The following is a 22,507-nucleotide window of genomic DNA, read 5'->3' as shown; positions in this document are numbered from 1 at the left end:
CAACTGCATAATTGGACGAGGGGTGCATTCAAAATATTTCAAATGCCCCCCTAGTATTTTTTATGCAATTGATTTCGTTAATTCTTTATTGTACTTACGACTTCTTCCAGCTCTTCAGAAGTAATTTTCAAGTTCTCGGACATGCTGCGGATATTACTTAATGTACCGCGTTGGTTTTCAACATTGATCGCGATTCCTTCATATCCGTCAACAATTTCACTGGCATTTGTTGATAATGTAATAATCATTGCTGCAGATTCTTCCACCCCAGCAGAAATTTCCTCAGTTGCAAATGATACAGATTGCAACTTATTCGTAATTTCCTTATTGAATTCGTAGATTTTATTGAACATTTCATTTGTTTGCTGTGTAGAAGCTTTACCGCCATCAACGCCTATTTTTATGCTTTCCATAAACTTCTGGGCTTCAGTTACGGCTTCACGCACACGCAAAATCAGTTCCTGAATACCTTCTGTTGATTTTGCTGACTGCTCGGAAAGTTTCTTTACTTCCTGTGCTACGACGGCAAATCCTTTTCCATGCTCACCTGCACGCGCTGCTTCAATACTTGCATTTAATGCCAATAAATTAGTCGCATCCGAAATATCGGTAATGACTTGTAAAAACTTACCGATTTCATCTGACAATTTTACAAGAGTGCCGATATTCTGATTTGAATTTTCGACATTCGCCACAATCACTTCCATTTGATCTGCTACTTCTGCAGTCGACTTACTTCCATCTTTTGAATACGATGTAACCTCTTCTGCATATTTGTATACATCTGTTACATCTATTGCGATTGTTTGAATCTGACTAGACATTTCTTCCATTGACAATGCTGCCTCTTCAATTGAAGTTTCCTGCCCTTTTAAATTCGTTTTCATATTCTTTACTGCACCTGTAATCGTATCGAAGCTTTGGAATGTCGATGTAAAGGCAGATTCCAGTTGAACCGAGTCCTCTTTTACTTTGCTAGAAGAATCATTAACACTGTTTACAATATTTCTTAATGAGGCAATCATTTCATTAAAACGTGCATTTACTGTACCCAATTCATCTTTTCCTTCAGGCAGGCTTACTGTTAAATCACCTTTGCTTGCTTTATTAATACCTTCTAATAAATAAGTTAAAGGCTTTAGTTGTGACTTAATGACGAAATATTGCACAATTAGGGCAATAGCCAATAATACGATTAGTATCATTGAAGACCATTTTAATAAGCCCATTTGTCCTTCACCAACACTTGATGCATCTACATCAATGGCATAATAGGCAATTAAATCATTTTGGGGATTAAAAATTGGATACATAATAGTTACCCATGTTCCGTATGCATCTTTATAAATATCCGTAAACTGGGGTTCACCCGTCTCTTTTAAAACTTTCAAACCTTCAACAACTATTTCCGGCTGTTCATATAAAGTACCCGGTTGCAGGCCTTCCCCTAAAAACATTTCCCAAATTGCATTATCAAAAGAAATTAAAGTTGTTTCATTATTTTTTTCGCCAGACAATTCAACACCGTAAATATACCCTTGCGCTACGATCGGATTGTATTCACTCATTTTGTTGAACATATCAGTATACTTAGTATGTAAGTCACTTTGAACATCTGTATCCTGCATTAATTGTTCTACTTCATTTCCTTCTAGCTTTTCATACCACGATTCAGAAATTAGCTGAGTCTGCTCTCTCAGCTGTTCTTTAAGTAAATAACCCTGAACGAAATAACTGATACCGATAAGTATGGTTCCCACACATAATATAGACAGTATTGTTACTAAAATATTTTTTGTGAAAAATGTTAGATTCCGAAACATTTTTTATCCTTCCTTTTATCTAATTATTTTGTTTTTCATCCTTATCTAAATGCCATGAAAAGGAAACATTGGTATATGAATAAAATAACGCCGGTAAAAACTATATCATTTAAACTATTTTAAGTCGAGTGAATATAGTCTCTTTGAATTGTTTATTCTTTTCGCCAACAACACTTAAAGTAATCCTTTATACCTATGTATTATTCGGATTATTAATTATCCACTTTTCTGAATATTCAACATGAAATAACATTACTAGTAAGAACTAGTTTTATAAATATAAAAAGAGAGTGAACTTTATTTCGTTCACCCTCTTTTACTCTAAATACATGATTCATTTATAGAGAACTATTGAAACACACCATCGCGTATAATTGTAGTATTTACTGTAACGTTCACTTTCATTTCGGAAAACATTTCATCCCATTTTTTTTTATCAATATCAGCATTTCGATTCTGTGCTTTATAATATTCGCCAAACTGGAATATATCGGTATTGATTTCATGGCTATAATCTATAATTCGATTTATTTCACTTTCAATTTTTTTGTTGATTTCTTTCTCAAGTTTATGAATGATGCTCGGATTATCCATGCTCACATCTGAATCAACTTCCAATAATCGACATTCAATTTTAATCGTTAAATTGAATTCAGGCATTGCTGAATCTACCAGTTTAATCTTCCGCTTTGAATTTATAGAGTCAATGGCTATTGGCAGTCCTTCAGAAGAATCCGAGGGGGATTTTTCCAATGTTGTTATAGGTATTTCTAATTCAAGCGTTCCATTATGGGTCTTCCCTTTAACCATCAATATATAAATTGCTTCCTCTGCCGGGAGTTTGCCGACTATTTTCCCTTCGTTAAAAAAAGCTATACCAGATATTTTAATATTATTTTCTTCTCTCTCTAATATCGGCATGGAATAACTGTCTATAAATGATAGTTTATCTCTGTTGATTTCATGGAGAGTCGATGAAATAATATACTGCTTGTCTACATTATATTTAATTAATTGATAAATATGTTGTCCAAGATCTGATATATTTTCATACTTATACTCTAATAGTTCGTTCAAATCCCCTTCCACAGAAGCTATATATGTTGCATTGCTGATTTCGGAATTCATTTTTAAAATATGAATGTTCTCATTTAATCCTACTTTCGCCAGCTCTTCACCGTATAACACAACCCGTAATTGCCCAGAGCCAATAGTCTTCGATGTTTTTAAATCAATTTTTGAACGTGCCCCCCTACTTGTTAATGCAGTTGCAGATTGCAATTCAATTTTACTTTCTAAATCCGGATTAATTTGTCGGATAACAGCAGTGGCGGCCAACTTATCCTCATCAGCTAAATCAAAGCCTACCAATGTCGTTAAACTGATTCTTTCAAGAATTTTCTGTTCTGCACAACCTACCAAAACGATAATACAGGCAAACAGGAAAATCAGTTTTTTAAACGTAGTCAGCTCCTTCATTCCCTTCTCGCTTGTCGTTTAAAGACTTTTTTCTTTAGGAGAGCAATGAAATATAATAAGACAGGGTAAGCAAATACGATATAAAATGCATAGTACCCAAAATAGTTGTTGAATGTATTAATCTGAAACCGTGTCTCCACAATCAACGATCCTATAAATATAAAAAGGGAGAAAATAATAATAAATTTCTTATCGGTTATATTAATTATTCGGCTAACCCCCCTATAAGCTGACCATGCAAATAAACAAAGGTTCGGCAAGATTATCATCATCCAGTAACAGACCGTTATCAGTTCAATCCGTTCAAGGAATGGCAAACGGACAATGCTGAATAATGATAATGTTGCCCAAATCGTTTTCTCAAGCTGTTCCCCACTAAAAAATGTTAATGTAACCAACATAACAAACAAATATATAGCCAATGTAAACAACAATCCAAAATGTACAAATTTTTGTGCCTTATTCTTTTCTTTGACATAAGGATAAATCGCATTAATTATTTCAAAACCTACAATTGTAAGCGTCATCGAATACGCTCCTTTGAGTAGACTTATAAAATCATTATCTAGTACAGGCAACAGGTAATTTACATTCGAATATTCAATAGGAAATAACAGTACAATTAAAATCCAGAGACTTAATAAAAAGCTAAAAAAACAGACTCCAATTATTACTCGCAGGCCGCCAGTGAATGCATAGCTTACAGTTATAATCAGTGTAATGGTAATAAACGAAGAACTTAAGCCCGGAAATACCCATGTATTAATAACATCTGTATAATTTTTAATAATGGCAAAATACGCCAAACTGCAATAAACAATATAGATCAAATTAATAAAATTCCCTAAATATTTACCGAATAAATCCAAATTCACTCCATAAATATCATTTGATTCGTACAATTCCAGCGTTTTAAAAATTATAAAGACAATAAAATGTGCTGCAATAAAACTAATGATGATGGAAATCCAGGCATCTTGTTTTGCATCTTTATAGATAATGCTTTGAAATCCATGAACTCCCACACCTATTTGAGCAGAAGAAATGATGAAAAAGAGAAGAGGGGCATTGAATGTTTGAGTGGGATTAATTTGCAGCATGTTCTTCACTCTTTCACCTTCTCCTTGTCTCCCTTAAGATTTACACGTATTTTTGAATAATCAGGATTCTCCACTCTCGCATTTAAAGATTTTCGAGCGATGAACGGATATGGTAGACGAACGAGGCTATCGCCCAAATCTTTAAGTCTAGGCGGGTATAATGGCGCCATATAGGGAGCGCCTAAACTTGTTTGTCGTAATAGATGAATCACAAGAATACAAAGGGCAAGCATTATACCATAGTAACCCCAAAATCCAGCTAAAATGATGATTGGAAAACGTAGCAGCCTAATAACATTTCCCATCATATAACTCGGTGTTATAAAGGAAGACAGCGCACATAGAGCGACAATAATTATAAGAATATTACTCGTAATCCCTGCCTCCACTGCTGCTGTACCAAGTACGATTCCCCCGACAATCCCAATTGTTTGTCCTATTTTTGTCGGTAATCTTGCCCCAGCCTCACGAAGCAATTCCATAATCAGCTCCAGAAATAGCGCCTCTAATATAGGAGGAAACGGTACTTTAGCCCTCGATTCACTAAGGGGAACTAAAAGTGGCTGTGGGATCACTTCATAATGAAAAGTTAATGATGCAACATACAGTGGTGTAAAAAATATAGAGATAAAAATGGCTGCAAATCTTAGCCATCTGACAAATGTTGCTATTGGCCACCGCAAGTTTTTATCTTCTCTACTTTGGAAAAACTCAATAAACGAGTAAGGGCAAAGTATTCCCATCGAACTGCCATCAACAAGGATGCCTATTTTCCCACCCAATAAGCCATCGCAAAATCGATCGGGACGCTCCGTTAATAACATCTGAGGAAAAATAGACAGGGAACTGTCATCGATTAACTCTGCCAGTTCCGCACTATCGATTAAATCTTCAATATCGAGAGCTTGTATTCTTTGTCGGACAGTATTTATATTTTGTTCTGATGCAACACCATCTAGATAAAGTATAGAGAGCGCTGTATTGGTCTGGTTCCCAACTTTTAATTTTTCATTACTAAGATTTTTACTTAAAATAAATCGTCTAACAAGCGAGATATTTGTGGAGAGACTTTCATTGAACCCCACTTGCGATCCGATAACTTGCGATTCATTTTCAGGTGCAGACAAACCTCGCGATTCTCTTGCTGGAATAATGACCATAGTGACCAGTGCATGTCCCGCCACATGAATCATAACAGCGCCCGTTAACATAGTATCGATGCTCTGACTTAAATTTTTTTCCACGTTCACTTGCGGCAGAGGTAACTGACTATGGATACTACTCGGTGTTCCTTCTTGTATATTCAGCAGAACAGGTAATATTTTACCGTTCAATATATCTTCTTTTATTAAGTTATCGATATACAAAATAGTAATTGTATCTGTTACATATCGAATTACTAAATCAGCCGGTGAATGAATTTGCTCTTTTACTTTTTTTATGAAAACATCAGTTGAATCGGAAATGGGTTGCCAATCATCCGTTTTGGTAGTTACTTCGGAATTTGATGAAGTAGATTGGGGTTTTTCACCCAGTTTATCTTTTGAAGGCCTTGTTAAATCTCCTGTTTGTTTTTTGAACGTTTCCTTTTTATTCTTTTTTTCAAAAAACATAAGCTTCCCCCATTTATCTAAAATTATACTTTTTGCACTCTATGTTTTACTGATTAATGAATTTATTATCGCCAGATTATAGTCAAATATTCAAAAAGTACTTATTTTATTAAGAAAATAGGTCGGGTTGCAGAATTTACAGGGAAATAAAAGGTTGGTAGTTAAAGGGGGTTATTTTAAAAAAAACATCCATTTCCTTATAAGGAAATGGATGTTTTTGTGTATTACAATTTTAAGCTGCTAATTCCTAAAATTGTTCTATCTGCAGTTTTTATAGATTATTCAAATGTAATTTTATTCACTGTGTCACGGTCTAATCGTTTAATTACTTCTACGATTAATTTCACAGCATTATCATAATCATCACGGTGCAGGATTCCTGCGTGTGAGTGAATATAACGTGTTGCAACACCGATTGCCAATGATGGTACACCGTTTGCTGTAATATGGATACTTCCTGCATCCGTACCACCGCCAGCCATTGCTTCGAACTGGTATGGAATGCCCGCTTCATCAGCTACATCTAGGACAAATTCACGTAAGCCTGTATGAGATACCATTGATGCATCAAATACGACAATTTGTGGACCTGCGCCCATTTTTGATGTGGATTCTTTCGGTGTCACGCCCGGTGTATCACCAGCAACACCTACATCTACAGAAAAACCGATATCCGGCTGTACTTTAAATGTCGAAGTTTTCGCACCACGAAGGCCGATCTCCTCCTGTACATTCCCTACACCATACACAATGTTCGGATGTTTTTCGTCTTTTAATGCTTTTAGTACATCAATCGCAATCGCACAGCCAATTCGGTTGTCCCATGCTTTCGCTAATAGATGTTTTTCGTTTTTCATCACATTGAATTCGAAATATGGTGTAATCATATCGCCAGGACGTACGCCCCACTCCATTGCTTCTTCTTTTGAAGTGGCACCTATATCAACGAACATTGATTTAATATCCACCACTTTGTTTCGTACATCAGCCGGTAAAATATGGGGTGGCTTTGATCCGATCACACCAATGATTTCTTCCCCTTTACGCGTTGTAATAGTCACACGTTGGGCAAGCATTACCTGGCTCCACCAGCCGCCTACTGTTTGGAAGAAGACGAACCCTTTATCATCGATGCGTGTAACCATGAAACCTACTTCATCCAAGTGACCCGCAACCATAATTTTCGGACCGTTTTCATCGCCTGTTTTTTTTGCGATTAAACTGCCCAAGTTATCTGTTTCTACTTCATCAGCATATGGTGCGATGTACTTTTTCATCACTTCTCGTGGCGCACGTTCATTTCCTGGAATGCCGTTTGCATCAGTTAAATCTTTGAACATTTGTAATGTAGCATCGAGCTTTGTCATATCGGTTTTCCCCCTAATAATTACTCATCTTTATTATAGCGACAATATTTCGAAATGTGAAATAGTTTCTTGACTCTATGTAAATTAATAGCCATTGCGTTGTCGCTCATAATTCTTTTCATTTTTTAATTCATACGCTTGCAAAACATCATCGATTGTAAAATTCAGGTTATAGGCAATTATACTGTATTGTTTCCACATAGCACTGTAATTATCTTCTGTTTGGTGCTGCAAAAAGGTTAGAATCGTCTGTGTCGTATTAAGAAATGTTTCAGTTAACTCTTGCTTCTCTTTTAAATAGGGCCACTCCTCCAATAGAAAGCCGCGCATATTTCCAAGTGAAAGCATAAAGTGAACCGAATCTACAAACTCCTCTAAAAGGACAGCTCTTTCCGATGGTCCTTTCGTTGACCAAAACTTGAAACAGCGAGTTTCGTTAGCAAGTTCACTTAGCTCAACTAATAATGCGAGGCCTTTTTCGGCAAACACATCCTTTTGTACTTGTTGGTTTTCTTCAATAAATCGATCAAGTTGCCGCTGCTTTTCAAATAATTGACGAAATTGCATTAAAACATCCCTCTTTTTCAAAATAAAATGAAACTTTTTATACTACTCAATCGTATAGGAGGGAATCACCGTAAGCAAGGAGGAAGTTTCATGGCTATATTATTACGAATTGCCATCATCCTTCTCATCATTTACATATTTTATAGAGGGGTACGCTACTTAATCGACCCAAAGCGTAAATTGGATGAGGCCTATGAAAATGGACAATATTATTTTTATGATGATGTGAAAAACATTCGGAAAAACTTTTTCATTTCGTATAAGGGAGCATTATTTGAAGGAGAAAAGTATTTAGGTACGACTGACAACGCATTTGAAGTCGTAAGTATTTTCGTCTTTGTCCATGATGCGATGAAACTTCAAGGGTTTACGAAAGAAGATTTTTTGTATTTGGAAAATGAAATTCTCATGAATTATCCAAACGCCTCGATAAATTGGAAAAATCCGATTGAGCAACTAATGAAAGATTAACTGGAGATAGCGGACCTCATGATTTTGAGGTTCGCTTTTTTGAAACTTTTTCCATCTATTTCCGTATAAATGGTTGAGGTGAAATATTATGGAAGTATATATTAAAAAAGCAGGTTACATACCAAATAAATCGAGCATAGAACAAATTGAATTTTCGATGCAACCCGGTACAATCATTGGTTTAATTGGAGGAAACGGCGCAGGTAAAAGTACTACAATTCAATCAATGCTCGGTGTAGTTCCTTATTTTGAAGGGACGATTACCATCCCCTCCTACGGTTATGTTCCAGAACGTCCATTATTATATGAGCATTTCACACTGCGCGAGCATCTTCAATTTTTGATCGATGAATATAACGATAAGACACTCTGGGATAAAGCAAAGCAGTTACTTACACTCTTTCAAATTGATCAGCGACTGGATGATTTGCCGGTCTACTTTTCAAAAGGGATGCAACAAAAGGTGATGCTTGTATTGGCTTTTTTAATTGAACGTCCACTTTACATACTGGATGAACCATTTATGGGTTTAGATCCACGGGCTATGCGGGAACTGCTGGTTTTAATTGATGAACGTAAACAGCAAGGTTCATCCTTTTTACTTTGTACACACCAATTAGAAATGGCTGAAATGCTTTGTGACCATTACATTCTCCTTCATGAAGGAAATATCCAAGCTAAGGGAACATTGAGTGAGCTTCAACAAATGATTGGACAGCCTATTTCTTTACTGGATATATTTTATGAATTGCAAGGCAGGTTATAAATATGTTTACTAAACGTCTTTATCGCTCGTTTCAATTTAATTTTAAACTATTTAAATCAATTACAGATTGGACAGTCCTTCTATACTTGGTAGTACCTAGTGTCATTATCGGCTTTTTCTTATATCGCGATATTGCTGGTAATTTTCAAGTAGTGGAGATTCAGCCAATCCCCTTACTCCTGCTGTTTTTTGGAATAAGCTTCTTCTTAGTTAAACCATCTTTACGCCTCTTTATATATGATGCAGATCTGCTATTTTATAAGCAGCAGGGAAGAAAAATTCATCATATTAAACTATGGGGTTATAGTTATTCATTTTTACATTATAACTTTGTACTTGTCATTCTGTTTATGCTTGCTTCGCCTTTTATCGTATTTCCATTTTGGAAAGTCCTTTTCGCTTTAAATATACTAAGCGTACTCCATATATATATACAGTATAGATCGCAAAAGTGGTTTACTAAATGGCCGTTACTTTTCATTGTTCATGCACTCATTGTTTTTAGCCTCAGCATTTTACCATTATGGGGATTTTCCATATTGCTTTTTGCTGTTCATCTACTCTTACTAAATACTGTACTAAGCAATCGTTATTGGACAGTCGAAACACGGTGGGAATATGAGGCCTTTTACAGTTGGATGAAGCGCATTTATCAATTTAGCTTGGAAATGCGTTATTATATGCCGGCTAAGACAAAGCAGCCGCTTATTTTACTTGCGAAAAAGAAAGTATTAAGTACACATCGGATCGATAATTTAATTTACAAAACATTATTGAGAAAACTGAATTACTTGAAATCGCCTGTTCAACTCATTGTCATCAGCATTGGCCTAATGTTCGTTCTACCTGTATGGGCAAAAGCAGTTGTTCTCATATTTTCTTTTATCGGTTTAAACATTGCCCTTAGTTCTATCCTCAATGAAATTAAACAAGCACCTTTTTTTCAATTAATGTCTGTTCACGAAAATGAGTGGCTTCAGGCAAAAACCCGTATCAAGTACCGTTTTTTTGCACCGATCAGTGTTGTCATGATGCTTCTACTTTTTATCATTTAATACACAAACGGATGCTGCATTTTACTGCAGCATCCGTTTTAACGATTATGTCCGTAATGGCCAGGATTCGCGACTGCCCCGATCGTACTTACCCAGCGGTTTGTATAATTGAAGAATCCGGCAACATATGCGGCTTCCATTATTTCATGATCATTAAAGCCAGCCTCACGTAATAAATCGACTTCCTTTGTCGTTATTTCATTTGGATATCTTGTTACCCGATAGGCATAATCACATAACGCCCGCTGCTTTTCCGTAAGTTTTGCAGAGCGGTAATTGTATGTTAATTGATCAACCCATCCAGGATTTTTAGTTATCCCGCGAAGGACATCACTATGTGAAGTAAGGCAATAATTGCAATTATTCGTCGAAGAGACAACGAGCCCGATCATTTCCTTGTCTGCTAACGACAAATACGTTGTTTCTTCGTTGAACAAGGAATATTTAAATTCCAAAAATCCTTTATACTGCAACGCATTCAATGGAAGAATTTTAAATAAGTTATTTACAAAACCGTTCTGCTCCAACTGCTTTTCAATATGCTGATCGAAAAGTTGCTGTACATCTTCCGGTATTTCCTCTTCATTTGGCTTCTGTAAATAAGATAACTGCTCTTCGTATTTGCTCATTTCATTACTCCCCCTTTTTAAATTTACTGAATTTATTATAAATTACAACTATTAATCTAACAAATGAATAATCTGCCGATCTGTATAAAAAAAGCATAGACAAATTAAGTCTATGCTTCGTAATGATATTAAAATAGCTGAACGAGTAAGAAAACATGAATTGCTCCAAGTAAAGGAAAGCCAAATGCAAATTTGTTGTGCTTTGTTTTATGGCGGAATAAGTACATTCCTAAAACACCGCCTAGTGCCCCTCCTAGAACGCCCAATGTTAATAATGTCCGTTCGGAAATACGCCATTCCTTGTTTTTGGCACGTTCCTTATCTATGTACATATATACACATAATACGAGTGAAACAACTGCAACATATGAAAGCGCTGCTAATTCCATATGAATTCCCCCTAGTCAAAAAAGACTGATAAGGAGCAATTCCCTATCAGTCTTTATTATATCTTCAACTAAATATTCTGCACCTGTCGCCTACGCTTCCGGTGCAGAAATAATTTTTGTCAAAAATTATTTAGCAACTGCTTTTTTAGCTTCTTCAGCTAATTGAGCGAATGCTGTTGCATCAGTTACAGCTAAGTCAGCTAACATTTTACGGTTAACTTCGATACCTGCTACTTTTAAGCCGTGCATTAAACGAGAGTAAGATAAACCGTTCATGCGAGCAGCTGCATTGATACGAGTGATCCATAATTTACGGAAATCACGTTTCTTTTGACGACGGTCACGGTATGCATATTGACCTGATTTCATTACTGCTTGGTTAGCTACTTTGTATAACGTGTGTTTTGAACCAAAGTAACCTTTAGCTAATTTTAAAACTTTTTTGCGACGAGCGCGTGTTACTGTTCCGCCTTTTACGCGTGGCATAGTAATTACCTCCTGCTAATTCTTTCGAATGCTAATTTTTATTTTTGTTATTAATAATCTTTTAAACGGTCAAGATTATTTCATGTAAGTTAATAATGTACGGATACGCTTGAAATCGCCTGAAGTTGCAACTTTTGCTTTACGTAAGTGACGTTTTGCTTTAGTTGATTTGTTAGCGAATAAGTGAGAGCCATAAGCACGGTCAAATTTTAATTTACCAGTACCTGTTTTTTTGAAACGTTTCGCAGCTCCACGGTGAGTTTTCATTTTTGGCATGTCGATTTCCTCCTAAACTTGTTTCTACATACGTATTATTTCTCTGTCTTCGGTTGAAGAACTAAGAACATGCTTCGGCCTTCCATCTTCGGCTTTTGTTCAACCGTAGATACTTCAGCACAAGCTTCAGCAAAGCGATCTAGCACACGCTGACCAATTTCTTTGTGTGTGATTGCACGACCTTTAAAGCGAATTGAAGCTTTAACTTTATCTCCTTTTTCAAGGAACTTAATCGCATTACGTAATTTCGTTTGAAAATCATGTTCATCGATTGTCGGGCTCAGGCGAACCTCTTTCATCACGATAACTTTAGAATTTTTACGAATTTCACGGTCTTTCTTTTGCTGATCGAACTTAAATTTACCATAGTCCATGACACGAGCGACTGGTGGCTTGGCTTGAGGGGCCACAAGGACAAGATCCAAGTTAGCACGAGCGGCAATTTCCAACGCTTCAGTACGCGTTTTTAAACCAAGCTGATCACCATTGTGATCAATTAGACGAAGTTCTCGCGCGCGGATGCCTTCGTTTACATACATGTCTTTGCTAATATTAATCCACCTCCAAGTGTTTGTCGCGAATACATGAGTTGGTGTAAAGTATAACCCTGTCGAACGGTACACCTCTGCGTGATGTCCATATGTTCCTCTTGTCTTTACAAACAAAAAGGACGGACATTTGAGATGTCCGCCCGCTATATGTGCATACGCATTCATGCGTAAAACAATTCAACGTTTCTGATACCTGCTCGTAACTTTTATAAAAGCACTTGTCAGGTGAGAAGCGGGCAGCCTCTACTTTCAAACTTTTGTATTCATAACTTAAATAATCTTAACACGTGACAAAAATAACGTCAAGCATTTTTATATGATTAATTTTATTGTTTCTCTTTTTCTTTTAAAATCAATGATATTAATTTTCATTATCAGGTTTTACTTGAAAAATTCGTGGTATCTAATTAAGGACCCACATTTTATCGATAGGAGGAATCTTAAACATGTTCAGACATCAAAAAGAATTACAATTTGAGGTAAAAGTAGAAAGACCAGATCCATTATTAGCGAAACAAATCCAGGAAGTTCTTGGCGGTCAGTTCGGTGAAATGAGTGTCATGATGCAATATCTGTTCCAAGGTTGGAACTGTCGTGGTGAAGAAAAATACAAGGATTTATTGATGGATATCGGGACGGAGGAAATCGGTCACGTTGAAATGCTTTGTTCCTTAATAAGCCAATTACTTGATGGCGCATCACCGGATGATCAGCAAAAAATTGCGCAAGATCCGATGATGGATTCGATTATGGGTGGCATTAATCCGCAACATTTAATTGTTAGTGGTCTAGGAGCTACTCCAAAAGACTCTAACGGTGTACCATGGAATGCCGGTTATATTGCAGCGAGTGGTAATCTTCTAGCAGATTTCCGTGCAAACTTAAATGCCGAATCACAAGGCCGTTTACAAGTTGCGCGTTTATACCATATGACAAAAGATGAAGGTGTACGTACTGTATTCAGAAAAATGCTGGCACGTGACCGTTATCACCAATATCAGTGGATGGCAGCTATTAAAGAACTTGAAGAAAAGAAAGGCTTCGTCGTTCCTGCTTCATTCGCACCGGAAGACGAGCTGGAAGCACAGCCGCATGCCTATGAGTTATGGAGCTTATCAGAAGGTACCGCATCTAAAAATGGTCCGTGGGCACAAGGGACAGCACCAGACGGAACTGGTGAATTTGTATTCTTGGATAACCCGGCACCAATGGGACAAGTACCGAACCCAGCCGTACCGCCAACAACTTTACACCATGATATCGATGTCGACAAAAAGTTGTAATATAAAATAAAGAACTACCTTTCATTACTTCTATTATATAGTAGCAAAAAAGGCGCCCCACATAATACGGGACGCCTTCTTCTTATTATTTCTTCACTTCTGCTGTAATATCTGCAAGGAACTGTTCAAAGCTGATTGTTTCTGAATCCTTTGAACCGTAACGGCGGATATTTACCGCATTTTCTGCTACTTCTTTATCTCCAAGTACAAGCATGTACGGAATTTTTTGCATTTGTGCTTCACGGATTTTGTAACCTAGTTTTTCTTCACGGTCATCCATTTCCACACGAATACCAGCTGCTGCTAATTTTTCTTGTACTTCGCGTGCATAATCATAATGCACTGCATTTGATACAGGAATAATTGTTGCTTGCACCGGTGCCAACCATGTTGGGAATGCCCCTTTGTATTCTTCAATCAAGAATGCTACAAAACGTTCCATTGTCGATACAACACCACGGTGGATAACAACTGGGCGTTGCGGCTGACCATCTTCACCAATGTAAGAAAGATCGAAACGTTGTGGCAATAAGAAGTCAAGTTGTGCTGTCGACAAAGTTTCCTCTTTACCAATTGCTGTTTTTACTTGAACGTCTAGTTTTGGACCATAGAATGCTGCTTCATCTTCAGCAATGAAGTAGTCATATCCAAGCTCATCCATCGCTTCTTTTAACATAGCCTGTGCAGTTTCCCACATTTGATCGTCATCAAAGTATTTCTCTGTATTGTTCGGATCACGGTAAGAAAGACGGAATGAGAAGTCTTTAAGATCAAAGTCTTTATATACTTCTAAAATCAGTTCCACTACTTTTTTGAATTCAGCTTTAATTTGGTCCGGACGTACGAAAATGTGCGCATCATTTAAAGTCATCCCGCGTACACGTTGCAGACCAGATACCGCACCACTCATTTCATAACGGTGCATTGTTCCAAGTTCCGCGATACGGATTGGTAAGTGACGGTAAGAGTGCAGACCGTTTTTGAATACCATCATATGGTGAGGACAGTTCATTGGACGTAAAACAAGTGTTTCATTGTCCATTTCCATTGGAGGGAACATGCCGTCTTGATAGTGCTCCCAGTGTCCTGACGTTTCGTATAACTTTTTCGAGCCAAGCACTGGTGTATAAACGTGCTTGTAGCCTAAAGATAATTCTTTGTCTACGATGTAGCGTTCAATAGTTCGACGGATTGTCGCACCGTTTGGTAACCAAAGCGGTAAACCTTGACCAACTGTTTGGCTAGTCATGAACAAGTCCAATTCTTTACCGATTTTACGGTGATCACGTTCTTTAGCTTCTTCAAGCATTTGAAGGTGATGTTTCAACTCGTCTTTTGTGAAGAATGCAGTACCGTAAATACGTTGCAGCATTTTGTTGTCTGAGTTACCGCGCCAGTAAGCACCAGCTAATGATAATAGTTTGAACTCTTTTAATTTGCCTGTAGATGGTACGTGTACACCACGGCAAAGGTCAAAGAAATCGCCTTGGTAGTAGATTGATACTTGATCATCTGCTGGAATTGCTTCAAGTAGTTCTAATTTATACTCGTCGCCGACTTCCTCGTAAATTTTCTGTGCTTCATCACGAGAAACTTTTTTGCGCTCGATTTCGATGTTTTCAGAAATGATTTTTTTCATTTCTTTTTCGATTGCCGGTAAATCTTCTGCAGTAATCGGCGTTGGTGAATCGATGTCATAGTAGAAGCCTGAATCGATAACTGGACCGATACCTAATTTCGCATCCGGGTATAGACGTTTTACTGCCTGTGCAGTTAAGTGGGCAGTTGAGTGACGAAGAATTTCTAATGCTTCCTCCGATTTGTTTGTAATGATTTCGATTGCGCCATCTTGTTCGATTCCTGTTTTTGCATCGATTAATGTGCCGTTGATCTTACCGGCTAAAGTTGATTTTTTAAGACCCGGGCTGATTGAGCCTGCAACGTCCAATGTAGATGTTCCCTTGGCGAATTCCTTTACTGCGCCATCCGGGAATGTTAATTTGATCATTTCTGACATGTTGTTGTCCTCCTTTAAAATATTTGCAAGTGATAAAATGCCGTCGCTTTTATAAAATTCTTTCGGCACTTTTAGGCAAAATAAAAAGCACCGTCCCAACAAAGGGACGATGCTGTATGCTCGTGGTGCCACCCTTCTTCCTTCTTCGTTTATACGAATCAGAAGCTCTCGGTCAGTTAACGTACTGAGAAACGATGACGGATTGGCCCCGTCACTGCTCCAAGGTAGTAAAGTATAACGCTTGTGCTAGGAAGCTTGCAGCCGTGTCTTCCCTCTCTAAAAGCCAGTTCGTTAAACTTGTTGTCCTTTTCAATGCATTTATTGTTTATTTACGTACAAAGTATACGCTCGATTTTGCAGAAATGCAATATTGAATAACAAAACTTTTAATATTTTATTTTCTGCGGTTTGTTCCTGTAATTTCAAGCGGAGTTGTTAATGCTTGTACTCGTTGTAAAATACGGCCCGATTTCATTTCATCAATTGCCCCATGTTCAGTTACGGACCATTGTTCCTCCAACTGTTTGTAATTGAAGTTTGAAGAGATAAATGTCGGCAATTTTTCCGCCATACGGTAATGCAGGATCGACCCGATAATTTCATCTCTTGTCCAAGTAGAAATCGGCTCTGAGCCTACATCATCGAGCATTAGTACCGGTACTTTTTTTACAAAGTCGATTTTCTGTTCAATCGATCCTTCTGTTACAGCCGACTTTAATTCACGGATGAATTCCGGCATATATACTAATAAAGTTTGAATACGTTCTTTCGACAAAGCATTTGCGATGGCACCTAAAATATAGGTTTTCCCAACACCGAATGTTCCGTATAAATACAGCCCTTTTGCAGGAAGCTCTTTCGTCTCGCGGTATTGCTTCCTGAATTCAACCATAAACTGTGTCGCAGCCATACGGGAGTTATCATTCATATCCATTTCATTAAAGTCTGCCTTCAGAACATCCTTTGGCATATACATCGTCTTCATCATTGAAGCTAGTTCACGCTGGTCATCTTCTTTTATCATTTGTTCGCACTTGCGGTAAATAATATTAATTTGACCATTCGAAAGCATTAATTGCGGAACATGGCCTTTATAGAAATTTTGACAGTGCGATGTAGAACCGGCTCCACAGCAAGTGTGCTTTTGCTCAACAAATTCAAAAAGAGTTGTCATGCCATATTGAATAACAGCCGAGTTTTCCGTCATATTATGGTCATTCATAAACTGTTTTACACTTGGATGTGTAAGAACCCGGTTTTTTAATTCATTATATTTTTGCTCAAATGATGGGATATTTATTTTATTGAGCGAATCTTTTATTGGTTCGATCGTACTCACCTGCTTTTTAATCACTATTTAATTGCTCTAATAATTTTTTGCGCCGCTCTTCAAAATCAAGTTGGTTTTGAGTATTGTTGGAATTAGCTTGTTGAACAGGTTCTTGATCTTTTTCTTTAAACCAATCCGGAACAACGCCAACTTTTCTTGCCCCGCGCTGTTTGTTTTTCTTATCTTGCATTTCAGTATAGATCTTCGCTTGATTAATCGTCTGAATTTTATTGTTTCGCCATGTATTTGCGACACTGTTAATATATTTTTCTGGCAATGCACCTTCTGTTTTTTCCATTACATACTCTAGCATGTAATTGACGACAGCCGGGATCATCTTGTAATGCAGAATCAATTTTTCCGCTGTTGCTACAACATACGCAAACGGCTCATGACCATCGTTTAACTCTTTTGTGAAAACGTAAGGCGTCGCTTTTTCATAGCGGGCCAATTCTGGTGTAAACACATAATCCCCTGGATAATATTTCGGTAAATCCTGCTCGGTAATTTTCACATCTACTTTATTTTCTTTATAATTCGATTCAATGTAAGCAAGTGCATCTTTAGCCAATAAGATGTTTTTCAGCTGCATATTCAATGCAAGAGTCTGAATTTGGTTACGTCCAAAACGGCTCGTTTTATTCGTTAATATAAATTCAAGAATGGCATTGACAACACCGACTTTAATTCCGTGTTTTAATACAAGGTCATCCACTTGCTTTACTAACATTTCAACCGGTTCTTTACCGTTAAGTAAATTTTTCATGAAATCATATGGCAATGTTTCATCGAACGCCGGAATCCATTTTGACATATCTTTTACTGTAACTTTAAATGCAAGCGGTGTATCCATCGTAATTTTAGATGCCTTCAATTGAGATCCATCGCTTTCTTCTACAATGCGAAGAGCTTCTAAAGCGTTTGCCGGAGGGTTTAACATCCAGTTACCGGCGATAGACTGCACAAAGTTTTTCGTTAGTTTCCCATTGCTCTCATTATAGGCATATTCCATTAGCACATTGACCGCACCTACTGAAAGGCCTTGCTGCAATACGAGTTCCTCGGCTAAATCGACAATAAATTTAACCGGCTTCTTCCCTTTATAAAGTGATTTCAGGAAATAATAAGGAACCGTTTTATCATAGTGAATCGACTGATCATCTACCGTTAAATAATCTTCTGTCACTTTAATAAGATTGCGTTCATTTCGCTTTTCAATATAGTCCAATGCTTGTTCGGCTGTTTTTATTTGATTATACCGGATTTCAGATGCCAATGCTTCTACAAACGATTCCGGCAAGTTGCCTTTTGTCGAATCCCACACATGACGTATGATGACGTTCGCCACTTCTATCGGGATATCATAAGAACTGTAAAGCGATTCTGCTATTTTTACATGCCCTGAAAACGGTTCTTCACCATGAGTCAAAATCAGCAAATACTGATAAGGTGTAGAATTTTTATAATCAACGAGCGCTGAATCAGGAGAATCGGTTTTCGAGTTATTATTTTCTTCAACTTTATTCAAATCGTTTTTCGTAACCGTAATTTGCGATAAGTTTTTCGATTTACGATCACGGTAACTATGTTCAACCTTTGCGATTTCCATTGTATTTTCAGCTGTTTTTGCACCTTTTTTCAGCCAGTTATTCATGACTACTTTCATAAAGTTTTTATTATAATTTAATTCGTCACTCATAGAAATATAATGAATCAAAACATTCAATGTGCCGTAAGAAACCCCTTTTCTAATGAAATTATTAAATTCCATTACAACGGATTCCGGAGGCAAATAACCATTAAATTTTTGGAAAACTTCAATCGGTGAGGTTTTTTCTAAATACTCGATTAACCCTTCTTTATCATTAATATTTTGCTGTGTTTTTGCAGGAGCGGTATTGATTACTTCAACCGAACGGAAAATGTCCTGTTTTTTAATCAGTTTCGGCTTTGCGGCACCTACGTTCAGCTGGTAGTATTCTTCACAACGTTTTTCAAGCTCTTTTTTCGTAAGTCCTTCATCTGTATCCCATGCCAATAACACTATTCTTTGCATATCCGTCACAGAGAAATTATACATAAACGCTAATTTAGCAATGGCAATCTTAATGTCCAGTGTAAATAATTTACTTGGGATTAAGTTTTGGCTCATCCCCATCATGAAGCTTTTAAAATCAAATAAGTCATACTCAAACGGGTACGACATTTTCGAACGTTCGTTTACCGAACCTGTATTTTCCTGCATTACTTGCTTTAGCTCAGTTTCTGTTATTGCAACAAATGCATCATTAAAGCTGCATGTTACATCTTTGTATCCATTTAGGGAAATATCATGTTTCGATAATTTATCTCGTAATGATTCATATTGTTCGCGGCCGATTTTCCGTAAAAGCGCTACAGAAAGAATCGAATCGTCAAAGAAGTCATGGCCAGTCAATGGTGGATATAAAATATACTTCATCGATTTATATGAGTCCATCATCTTCTCAAATGACTTCACTAAACCAATTGCTTCTAATACAATTCTTGCTTCCAGTAATTGCTTCGGTTTAAAACTTAATGAATCGAGCAGGTTGCTATGAAAACAAGTTGCTTTTTCGTGTTGTTGTGTTTCAACCCATAACTTTAAGTATAATGCCGTAGCTTCAACACCGATAATCGGCTGATAGCATAATTGCAATGCAAGCTGATGCTCACTAGTGATAGTTTGAGGGCAATGAATTTCACAATGGTCATATGGATTTAGCTGATTCATCATTACCATCTATCCCTCCTAGCACTTATTTGTCATTTGACTGACGGGTCATGATTTCTTTCAGTTCCTCGATAAATACAGTAATATCTTTAAATTGTCGGTAAACAGATGCGAAGCGTACATAGGCCACTTCATCAATTTTCGCAAGTCGGTCCATTACCATCTCCCCGACATCTTCCGAGCGTACTTCTGCATTGCCTAATCGGCGCAATTCTTTTTCGATCGATAAAACAATCTCTTCTAATTGTTCTAATGCAACCGGCCTTTTTTCGCATGCTCGTATTAGACCACGCAATACTTTTTCACGGCTAAACTCCTCGCGTGAACCATCCTTTTTCACAACGATTAACGGGGTTTCCTCAATTTTTTCAAATGTCGTAAAGCGAAAGGCGCATGATTCACATTCACGACGTCTGCGAATTTCTTTATTATCATCAACAGGTCTTGAGTCTACAACGCGTGTCCCATTGTATTGACAAGCTGGACATCTCATATAATAATTTCTCCTAAAAGTTAGTTTAATTCTATTATAACAAAAACAACGCGCTTGAAATAGTGCTTCACGCGCGTTGAAATTTTCCAATGGAAAGTCATTCAATTATATAGTGCATTGTTGCTTCACACAATAGAAAAAGCCTTTTGCAAAAATGATTTACTTTCCGCAAAAGGTTCTTTCTGTGTCATTAAGGCGTATGTTTATGCCTTTTTAAAGTGATCCGTCACATTTGATGAAGCAATAATTATGCATTTACTGCTGCTAATTCATTTGCAATTTTCTTTGTTAAGTCTACTACTCGAGCAGAGTAACCCCACTCATTATCATACCAGGCGATTACCTTTACTTTACGGTCACCTAATACAATCGTAGTTAAACCGTCTACAGTAGATGAGTATGTTGTTGTATTGTAGTCAGAAGATACTAATGGCTCCATAGAGAAGTTTAAAATACCATTCATTTTGCCTTCAGCTGCCGCTTTAAATGCTGCATTTACTTCTTCTACTGTTACGTCTTTTTCTACATCTACAACTAAATCAACTAAAGAAACGTTTGGTGTTGGCACACGTAATGCCATGCCGTGGATTTTTCCATCCAATTCCGGTAACACAAGACGTAATGCTTTGGCTGCACCAGTTGAAGTCGGGATAATAGATGATCCGCAGTTACGTGCACGACGTAAATCTTTATGAGGATTATCGATGTTGTTTTGATCGTTCGTATAAGCGTGAACTGTTGTCATTAAACCGTTTACAATACCGAACTCATCGTTTAATACTTTTGCTACAGGAGCTAAACAGTTTGTTGTACAAGATGCATTTGAAATGACATCATGCTTTGATAAATCCAATTTATCGTCATTTACACCTAAAACAACCGTAATATCTTCGTTTTTACCAGGAGCAGTTAAAATAACTTTTTTCGCGCCAGCTTCAATGTGTTTTGCTGCTTTTTCACGGTCATTGAATTTACCAGTAGCTTCGATTACGATATCTACGCCCATCTGAGCCCATGGTAATTTTAAAGGATCACGTTCACTAACTAATTCAACACGTTTGCCGTTTACAATTAAAGCACCTTCGACTGCTTCAACAGTTCCAGGGAAAACACCATGATTTGTGTCATACTTTATTAAATGTGCTAACGTTTCAGATGGATAGCTTGCGTTCACTGCTACGATATTCACGTCACCGCGCATCATTGCTTGTCGGAACACCATACGACCAATGCGGCCAAAACCATTAATTGCAATAGAAACTGTCATATTATTTAAATCCTCCTAAAAGTACGATTCATTCGTTTTATTTATTCGTTGATTAGTATAACACATACTCGAAAAAGTTGAACATATTTAATCCACTTAATTAAATTTGTTATTTTCAGATAATACATACCCTCAAAACAAAAACCTCAACCAACTTTATTAAAAATGGTTGAGGTTTTATTTTACTTCAGCACGTTCCACTCATACAAAACATTTTGTAGCTGAATTGCTGTATCTTCCAGCGTGCCATTGTTATGAATAACCGCATCAGCTAACTGTTCTTTTTCAATGACCGGGATCTGTGTCGCAATACGGGCATTTGCTTCTTCTACCGATAAGCCGTTCCGTTCCATTAAGCGCTGCAGCTGCACTTCTCTTTTTACAGAAACTACAATAATTTTTTCAACGAAATGTTCCAGCTTGCTTTCGAATAGCAGCGGAATATCCATGAAAATATTTTTTTCGCCAAACGAGATAAATTCATCACGCTGACGCAGCATTTCTTCACGAATAGCCGGATGTATGATGCTATTTAAAGTTTTACGCATTTCCTCATTATGAAATATAATACTTCCCACTTTTGCACGGTCCATTGAACCATCATGTGCAATGACTTCCGGTCCAAATGCTTCTGCAATTTTTTTTAATGTCGGTGTGCCGGGCTCGACTACTTGTCGTGCTACTACATCTGCATCAACGATCGGCAATCCGTAAGACTCAATCATTTTTGCAACTGTGCTCTTCCCGCTGGCAATACTACCCGTTAAACCAATAATCACAGCAATTCCCC

Annotated in this window: 21 protein-coding genes; 4 read left to right on the top strand and 17 right to left on the bottom strand. The window is 37.2% G+C overall.

Annotation, left to right across the window (positions count from 1 at the left end; all coding sequences use genetic code 11):
• Positions 1–77: 77 nt before the first annotated feature.
• From ABS917_RS04950 to ABS917_RS04925, 6 genes are all read right to left on the bottom strand, one after another.
• Positions 78–1,823, bottom strand: coding sequence for a methyl-accepting chemotaxis protein (locus tag ABS917_RS04950; protein WP_350477952.1), 1,746 nt, complete (start codon positions 1,821–1,823; stop codon positions 78–80).
• Between the two features lie 348 nt (positions 1,824–2,171).
• A complete protein-coding gene (locus ABS917_RS04945) occupies positions 2,172–3,302 on the bottom strand; it encodes a Ger(x)C family spore germination protein (RefSeq protein WP_350477951.1) in 1,131 nt (376 codons plus the stop codon).
• Positions 3,299–4,402: a GerAB/ArcD/ProY family transporter gene (locus ABS917_RS04940; RefSeq protein ID WP_350477950.1), complete on the bottom strand. Its 1,104-nt coding sequence runs from the start codon at positions 4,400–4,402 to the stop codon at positions 3,299–3,301. The genes ABS917_RS04945 and ABS917_RS04940 overlap by 4 nt, the downstream gene beginning before the upstream one ends.
• Before the next feature lie 5 nt (positions 4,403–4,407).
• Complete coding sequence (locus ABS917_RS04935; protein ID WP_350477949.1) at positions 4,408–6,015, bottom strand: spore germination protein; 1,608 nt, start codon at positions 6,013–6,015, stop codon at positions 4,408–4,410.
• A 278-nt stretch (positions 6,016–6,293) separates the two neighbouring features.
• Complete coding sequence (locus ABS917_RS04930; protein ID WP_350477948.1) at positions 6,294–7,382, bottom strand: M42 family metallopeptidase; 1,089 nt, start codon at positions 7,380–7,382, stop codon at positions 6,294–6,296.
• Positions 7,383–7,466: 84 nt separating this feature from the next.
• Positions 7,467–7,949 (bottom strand): dUTP diphosphatase, encoded by a 483-nt coding sequence (locus ABS917_RS04925; protein WP_350477947.1) that lies wholly within the window; start codon positions 7,947–7,949, stop codon positions 7,467–7,469.
• Positions 7,950–8,039: 90 nt separating this feature from the next.
• On the opposite strand from ABS917_RS04925, the gene ABS917_RS04920 reads away from it, so the two are divergent.
• From ABS917_RS04920 to ABS917_RS04910, 3 genes are all read left to right on the top strand, one after another.
• Positions 8,040–8,420 (top strand): sigma-w pathway protein ysdB, encoded by a 381-nt coding sequence (locus ABS917_RS04920; RefSeq protein ID WP_350477946.1) that lies wholly within the window; start codon positions 8,040–8,042, stop codon positions 8,418–8,420.
• Between the two features lie 88 nt (positions 8,421–8,508).
• Positions 8,509–9,186, top strand: coding sequence for an ABC transporter ATP-binding protein (locus ABS917_RS04915; protein WP_350477945.1), 678 nt, complete (start codon positions 8,509–8,511; stop codon positions 9,184–9,186).
• A 2-nt stretch (positions 9,187–9,188) separates the two neighbouring features.
• Positions 9,189–10,241, top strand: a complete 1,053-nt coding sequence (locus ABS917_RS04910) for an ABC transporter permease (protein WP_350477944.1) — start codon at positions 9,189–9,191, stop codon at positions 10,239–10,241.
• Positions 10,242–10,279: 38 nt separating this feature from the next.
• On the opposite strand, the gene ABS917_RS04905 is transcribed toward ABS917_RS04910, so the two are convergent.
• From ABS917_RS04905 to infC, 5 genes are all read right to left on the bottom strand, one after another.
• Entirely contained in the window at positions 10,280–10,870 is a 591-nt protein-coding gene (locus tag ABS917_RS04905; protein ID WP_350477943.1) for a peroxidase-related enzyme, read from the bottom strand.
• Between the two features lie 128 nt (positions 10,871–10,998).
• Positions 10,999–11,259 carry a DUF1294 domain-containing protein gene (locus tag ABS917_RS04900; RefSeq protein WP_350477942.1) on the bottom strand — a complete coding sequence of 87 codons (261 nt, stop codon included), beginning with the start codon at positions 11,257–11,259 and terminating at the stop codon, positions 10,999–11,001.
• 126 nt (positions 11,260–11,385) lie between these two features.
• Positions 11,386–11,745, bottom strand: coding sequence for a 50S ribosomal protein L20 (gene rplT, locus ABS917_RS04895; RefSeq protein ID WP_079528354.1), 360 nt, complete (start codon positions 11,743–11,745; stop codon positions 11,386–11,388).
• Between the two features lie 75 nt (positions 11,746–11,820).
• Positions 11,821–12,021 (bottom strand): 50S ribosomal protein L35, encoded by a 201-nt coding sequence (gene rpmI, locus ABS917_RS04890; protein ID WP_008407727.1) that lies wholly within the window; start codon positions 12,019–12,021, stop codon positions 11,821–11,823.
• 35 nt (positions 12,022–12,056) lie between these two features.
• Positions 12,057–12,560: a translation initiation factor IF-3 gene (infC, locus tag ABS917_RS04885; RefSeq protein ID WP_039967350.1), complete on the bottom strand. Its 504-nt coding sequence runs from the start codon at positions 12,558–12,560 to the stop codon at positions 12,057–12,059.
• Between the two features lie 458 nt (positions 12,561–13,018).
• Between infC and ABS917_RS04880 the strand changes: the two genes are divergently transcribed.
• Complete coding sequence (locus tag ABS917_RS04880; protein ID WP_350477941.1) at positions 13,019–13,855, top strand: manganese catalase; 837 nt, start codon at positions 13,019–13,021, stop codon at positions 13,853–13,855.
• An 85-nt stretch (positions 13,856–13,940) separates the two neighbouring features.
• On the opposite strand, the gene thrS is transcribed toward ABS917_RS04880, so the two are convergent.
• From thrS to coaE, 6 genes are all read right to left on the bottom strand, one after another.
• Positions 13,941–15,872 carry a threonine--tRNA ligase gene (gene thrS / locus ABS917_RS04875; RefSeq protein ID WP_350477940.1) on the bottom strand — a complete coding sequence of 644 codons (1,932 nt, stop codon included), beginning with the start codon at positions 15,870–15,872 and terminating at the stop codon, positions 13,941–13,943.
• 394 nt (positions 15,873–16,266) lie between these two features.
• A complete protein-coding gene (gene dnaI, locus ABS917_RS04870; protein WP_350477939.1) occupies positions 16,267–17,226 on the bottom strand; it encodes a primosomal protein DnaI in 960 nt (319 codons plus the stop codon).
• Positions 17,219–19,960 (bottom strand): DnaD domain protein, encoded by a 2,742-nt coding sequence (locus ABS917_RS04865; RefSeq protein WP_350477938.1) that lies wholly within the window; start codon positions 19,958–19,960, stop codon positions 17,219–17,221. Before ABS917_RS04865 ends, dnaI begins: the two co-directional genes overlap by 8 nt.
• 22 nt (positions 19,961–19,982) lie before the next feature.
• Positions 19,983–20,450, bottom strand: a complete 468-nt coding sequence (gene nrdR, locus ABS917_RS04860) for a transcriptional regulator NrdR (RefSeq protein ID WP_079528369.1) — start codon at positions 20,448–20,450, stop codon at positions 19,983–19,985.
• Positions 20,451–20,697: 247 nt separating this feature from the next.
• Positions 20,698–21,717 carry a glyceraldehyde-3-phosphate dehydrogenase gene (locus ABS917_RS04855; RefSeq protein WP_340715953.1) on the bottom strand — a complete coding sequence of 340 codons (1,020 nt, stop codon included), beginning with the start codon at positions 21,715–21,717 and terminating at the stop codon, positions 20,698–20,700.
• Positions 21,718–21,899: 182 nt separating this feature from the next.
• The gene (coaE, locus tag ABS917_RS04850) at positions 21,900–22,496 is read right to left on the bottom strand and encodes a dephospho-CoA kinase (RefSeq protein ID WP_350477937.1); all 597 of its coding nucleotides are present in this window, start codon (positions 22,494–22,496) and stop codon (positions 21,900–21,902) included.
• Positions 22,497–22,507 lie beyond the last annotated feature (11 nt).

Source organism: Solibacillus sp. (assembly GCF_040273735.1).
Lineage (GTDB): Bacteria > Bacillota > Bacilli > Bacillales_A > Planococcaceae > Solibacillus.
This window is presented reverse-complemented; position numbering and strand designations above follow the sequence as displayed.

Coding starts and splice junctions, on each gene's coding strand:
- ABS917_RS04930 (WP_350477948.1), bottom strand. CDS start 7,382: ATGACAAAGCTCGATGCTACATTACAAATGTTCAAAGATTTAACTGAT.
- infC (WP_039967350.1), bottom strand. CDS start 12,560: ATGTATGTAAACGAAGGCATCCGCGCGCGAGAACTTCGTCTAATTGAT.
- thrS (WP_350477940.1), bottom strand. CDS start 15,872: ATGTCAGAAATGATCAAATTAACATTCCCGGATGGCGCAGTAAAGGAA.
- ABS917_RS04920 (WP_350477946.1), top strand. CDS start 8,040: ATGGCTATATTATTACGAATTGCCATCATCCTTCTCATCATTTACATA.
- ABS917_RS04915 (WP_350477945.1), top strand. CDS start 8,509: ATGGAAGTATATATTAAAAAAGCAGGTTACATACCAAATAAATCGAGC.
- ABS917_RS04900 (WP_350477942.1), bottom strand. CDS start 11,259: ATGGAATTAGCAGCGCTTTCATATGTTGCAGTTGTTTCACTCGTATTA.
- ABS917_RS04910 (WP_350477944.1), top strand. CDS start 9,189: ATGTTTACTAAACGTCTTTATCGCTCGTTTCAATTTAATTTTAAACTA.
- rplT (WP_079528354.1), bottom strand. CDS start 11,745: ATGCCACGCGTAAAAGGCGGAACAGTAACACGCGCTCGTCGCAAAAAA.
- ABS917_RS04880 (WP_350477941.1), top strand. CDS start 13,019: ATGTTCAGACATCAAAAAGAATTACAATTTGAGGTAAAAGTAGAAAGA.
- ABS917_RS04905 (WP_350477943.1), bottom strand. CDS start 10,870: ATGAGCAAATACGAAGAGCAGTTATCTTATTTACAGAAGCCAAATGAA.
- ABS917_RS04855 (WP_340715953.1), bottom strand. CDS start 21,717: ATGACAGTTTCTATTGCAATTAATGGTTTTGGCCGCATTGGTCGTATG.
- nrdR (WP_079528369.1), bottom strand. CDS start 20,450: ATGAGATGTCCAGCTTGTCAATACAATGGGACACGCGTTGTAGACTCA.
- ABS917_RS04950 (WP_350477952.1), bottom strand. CDS start 1,823: ATGTTTCGGAATCTAACATTTTTCACAAAAAATATTTTAGTAACAATA.
- ABS917_RS04865 (WP_350477938.1), bottom strand. CDS start 19,960: ATGATGAATCAGCTAAATCCATATGACCATTGTGAAATTCATTGCCCT.
- rpmI (WP_008407727.1), bottom strand. CDS start 12,021: ATGCCAAAAATGAAAACTCACCGTGGAGCTGCGAAACGTTTCAAAAAA.
- ABS917_RS04940 (WP_350477950.1), bottom strand. CDS start 4,402: ATGCTGCAAATTAATCCCACTCAAACATTCAATGCCCCTCTTCTCTTT.
- ABS917_RS04925 (WP_350477947.1), bottom strand. CDS start 7,949: ATGCAATTTCGTCAATTATTTGAAAAGCAGCGGCAACTTGATCGATTT.
- ABS917_RS04935 (WP_350477949.1), bottom strand. CDS start 6,015: ATGTTTTTTGAAAAAAAGAATAAAAAGGAAACGTTCAAAAAACAAACA.
- ABS917_RS04945 (WP_350477951.1), bottom strand. CDS start 3,302: ATGAAGGAGCTGACTACGTTTAAAAAACTGATTTTCCTGTTTGCCTGT.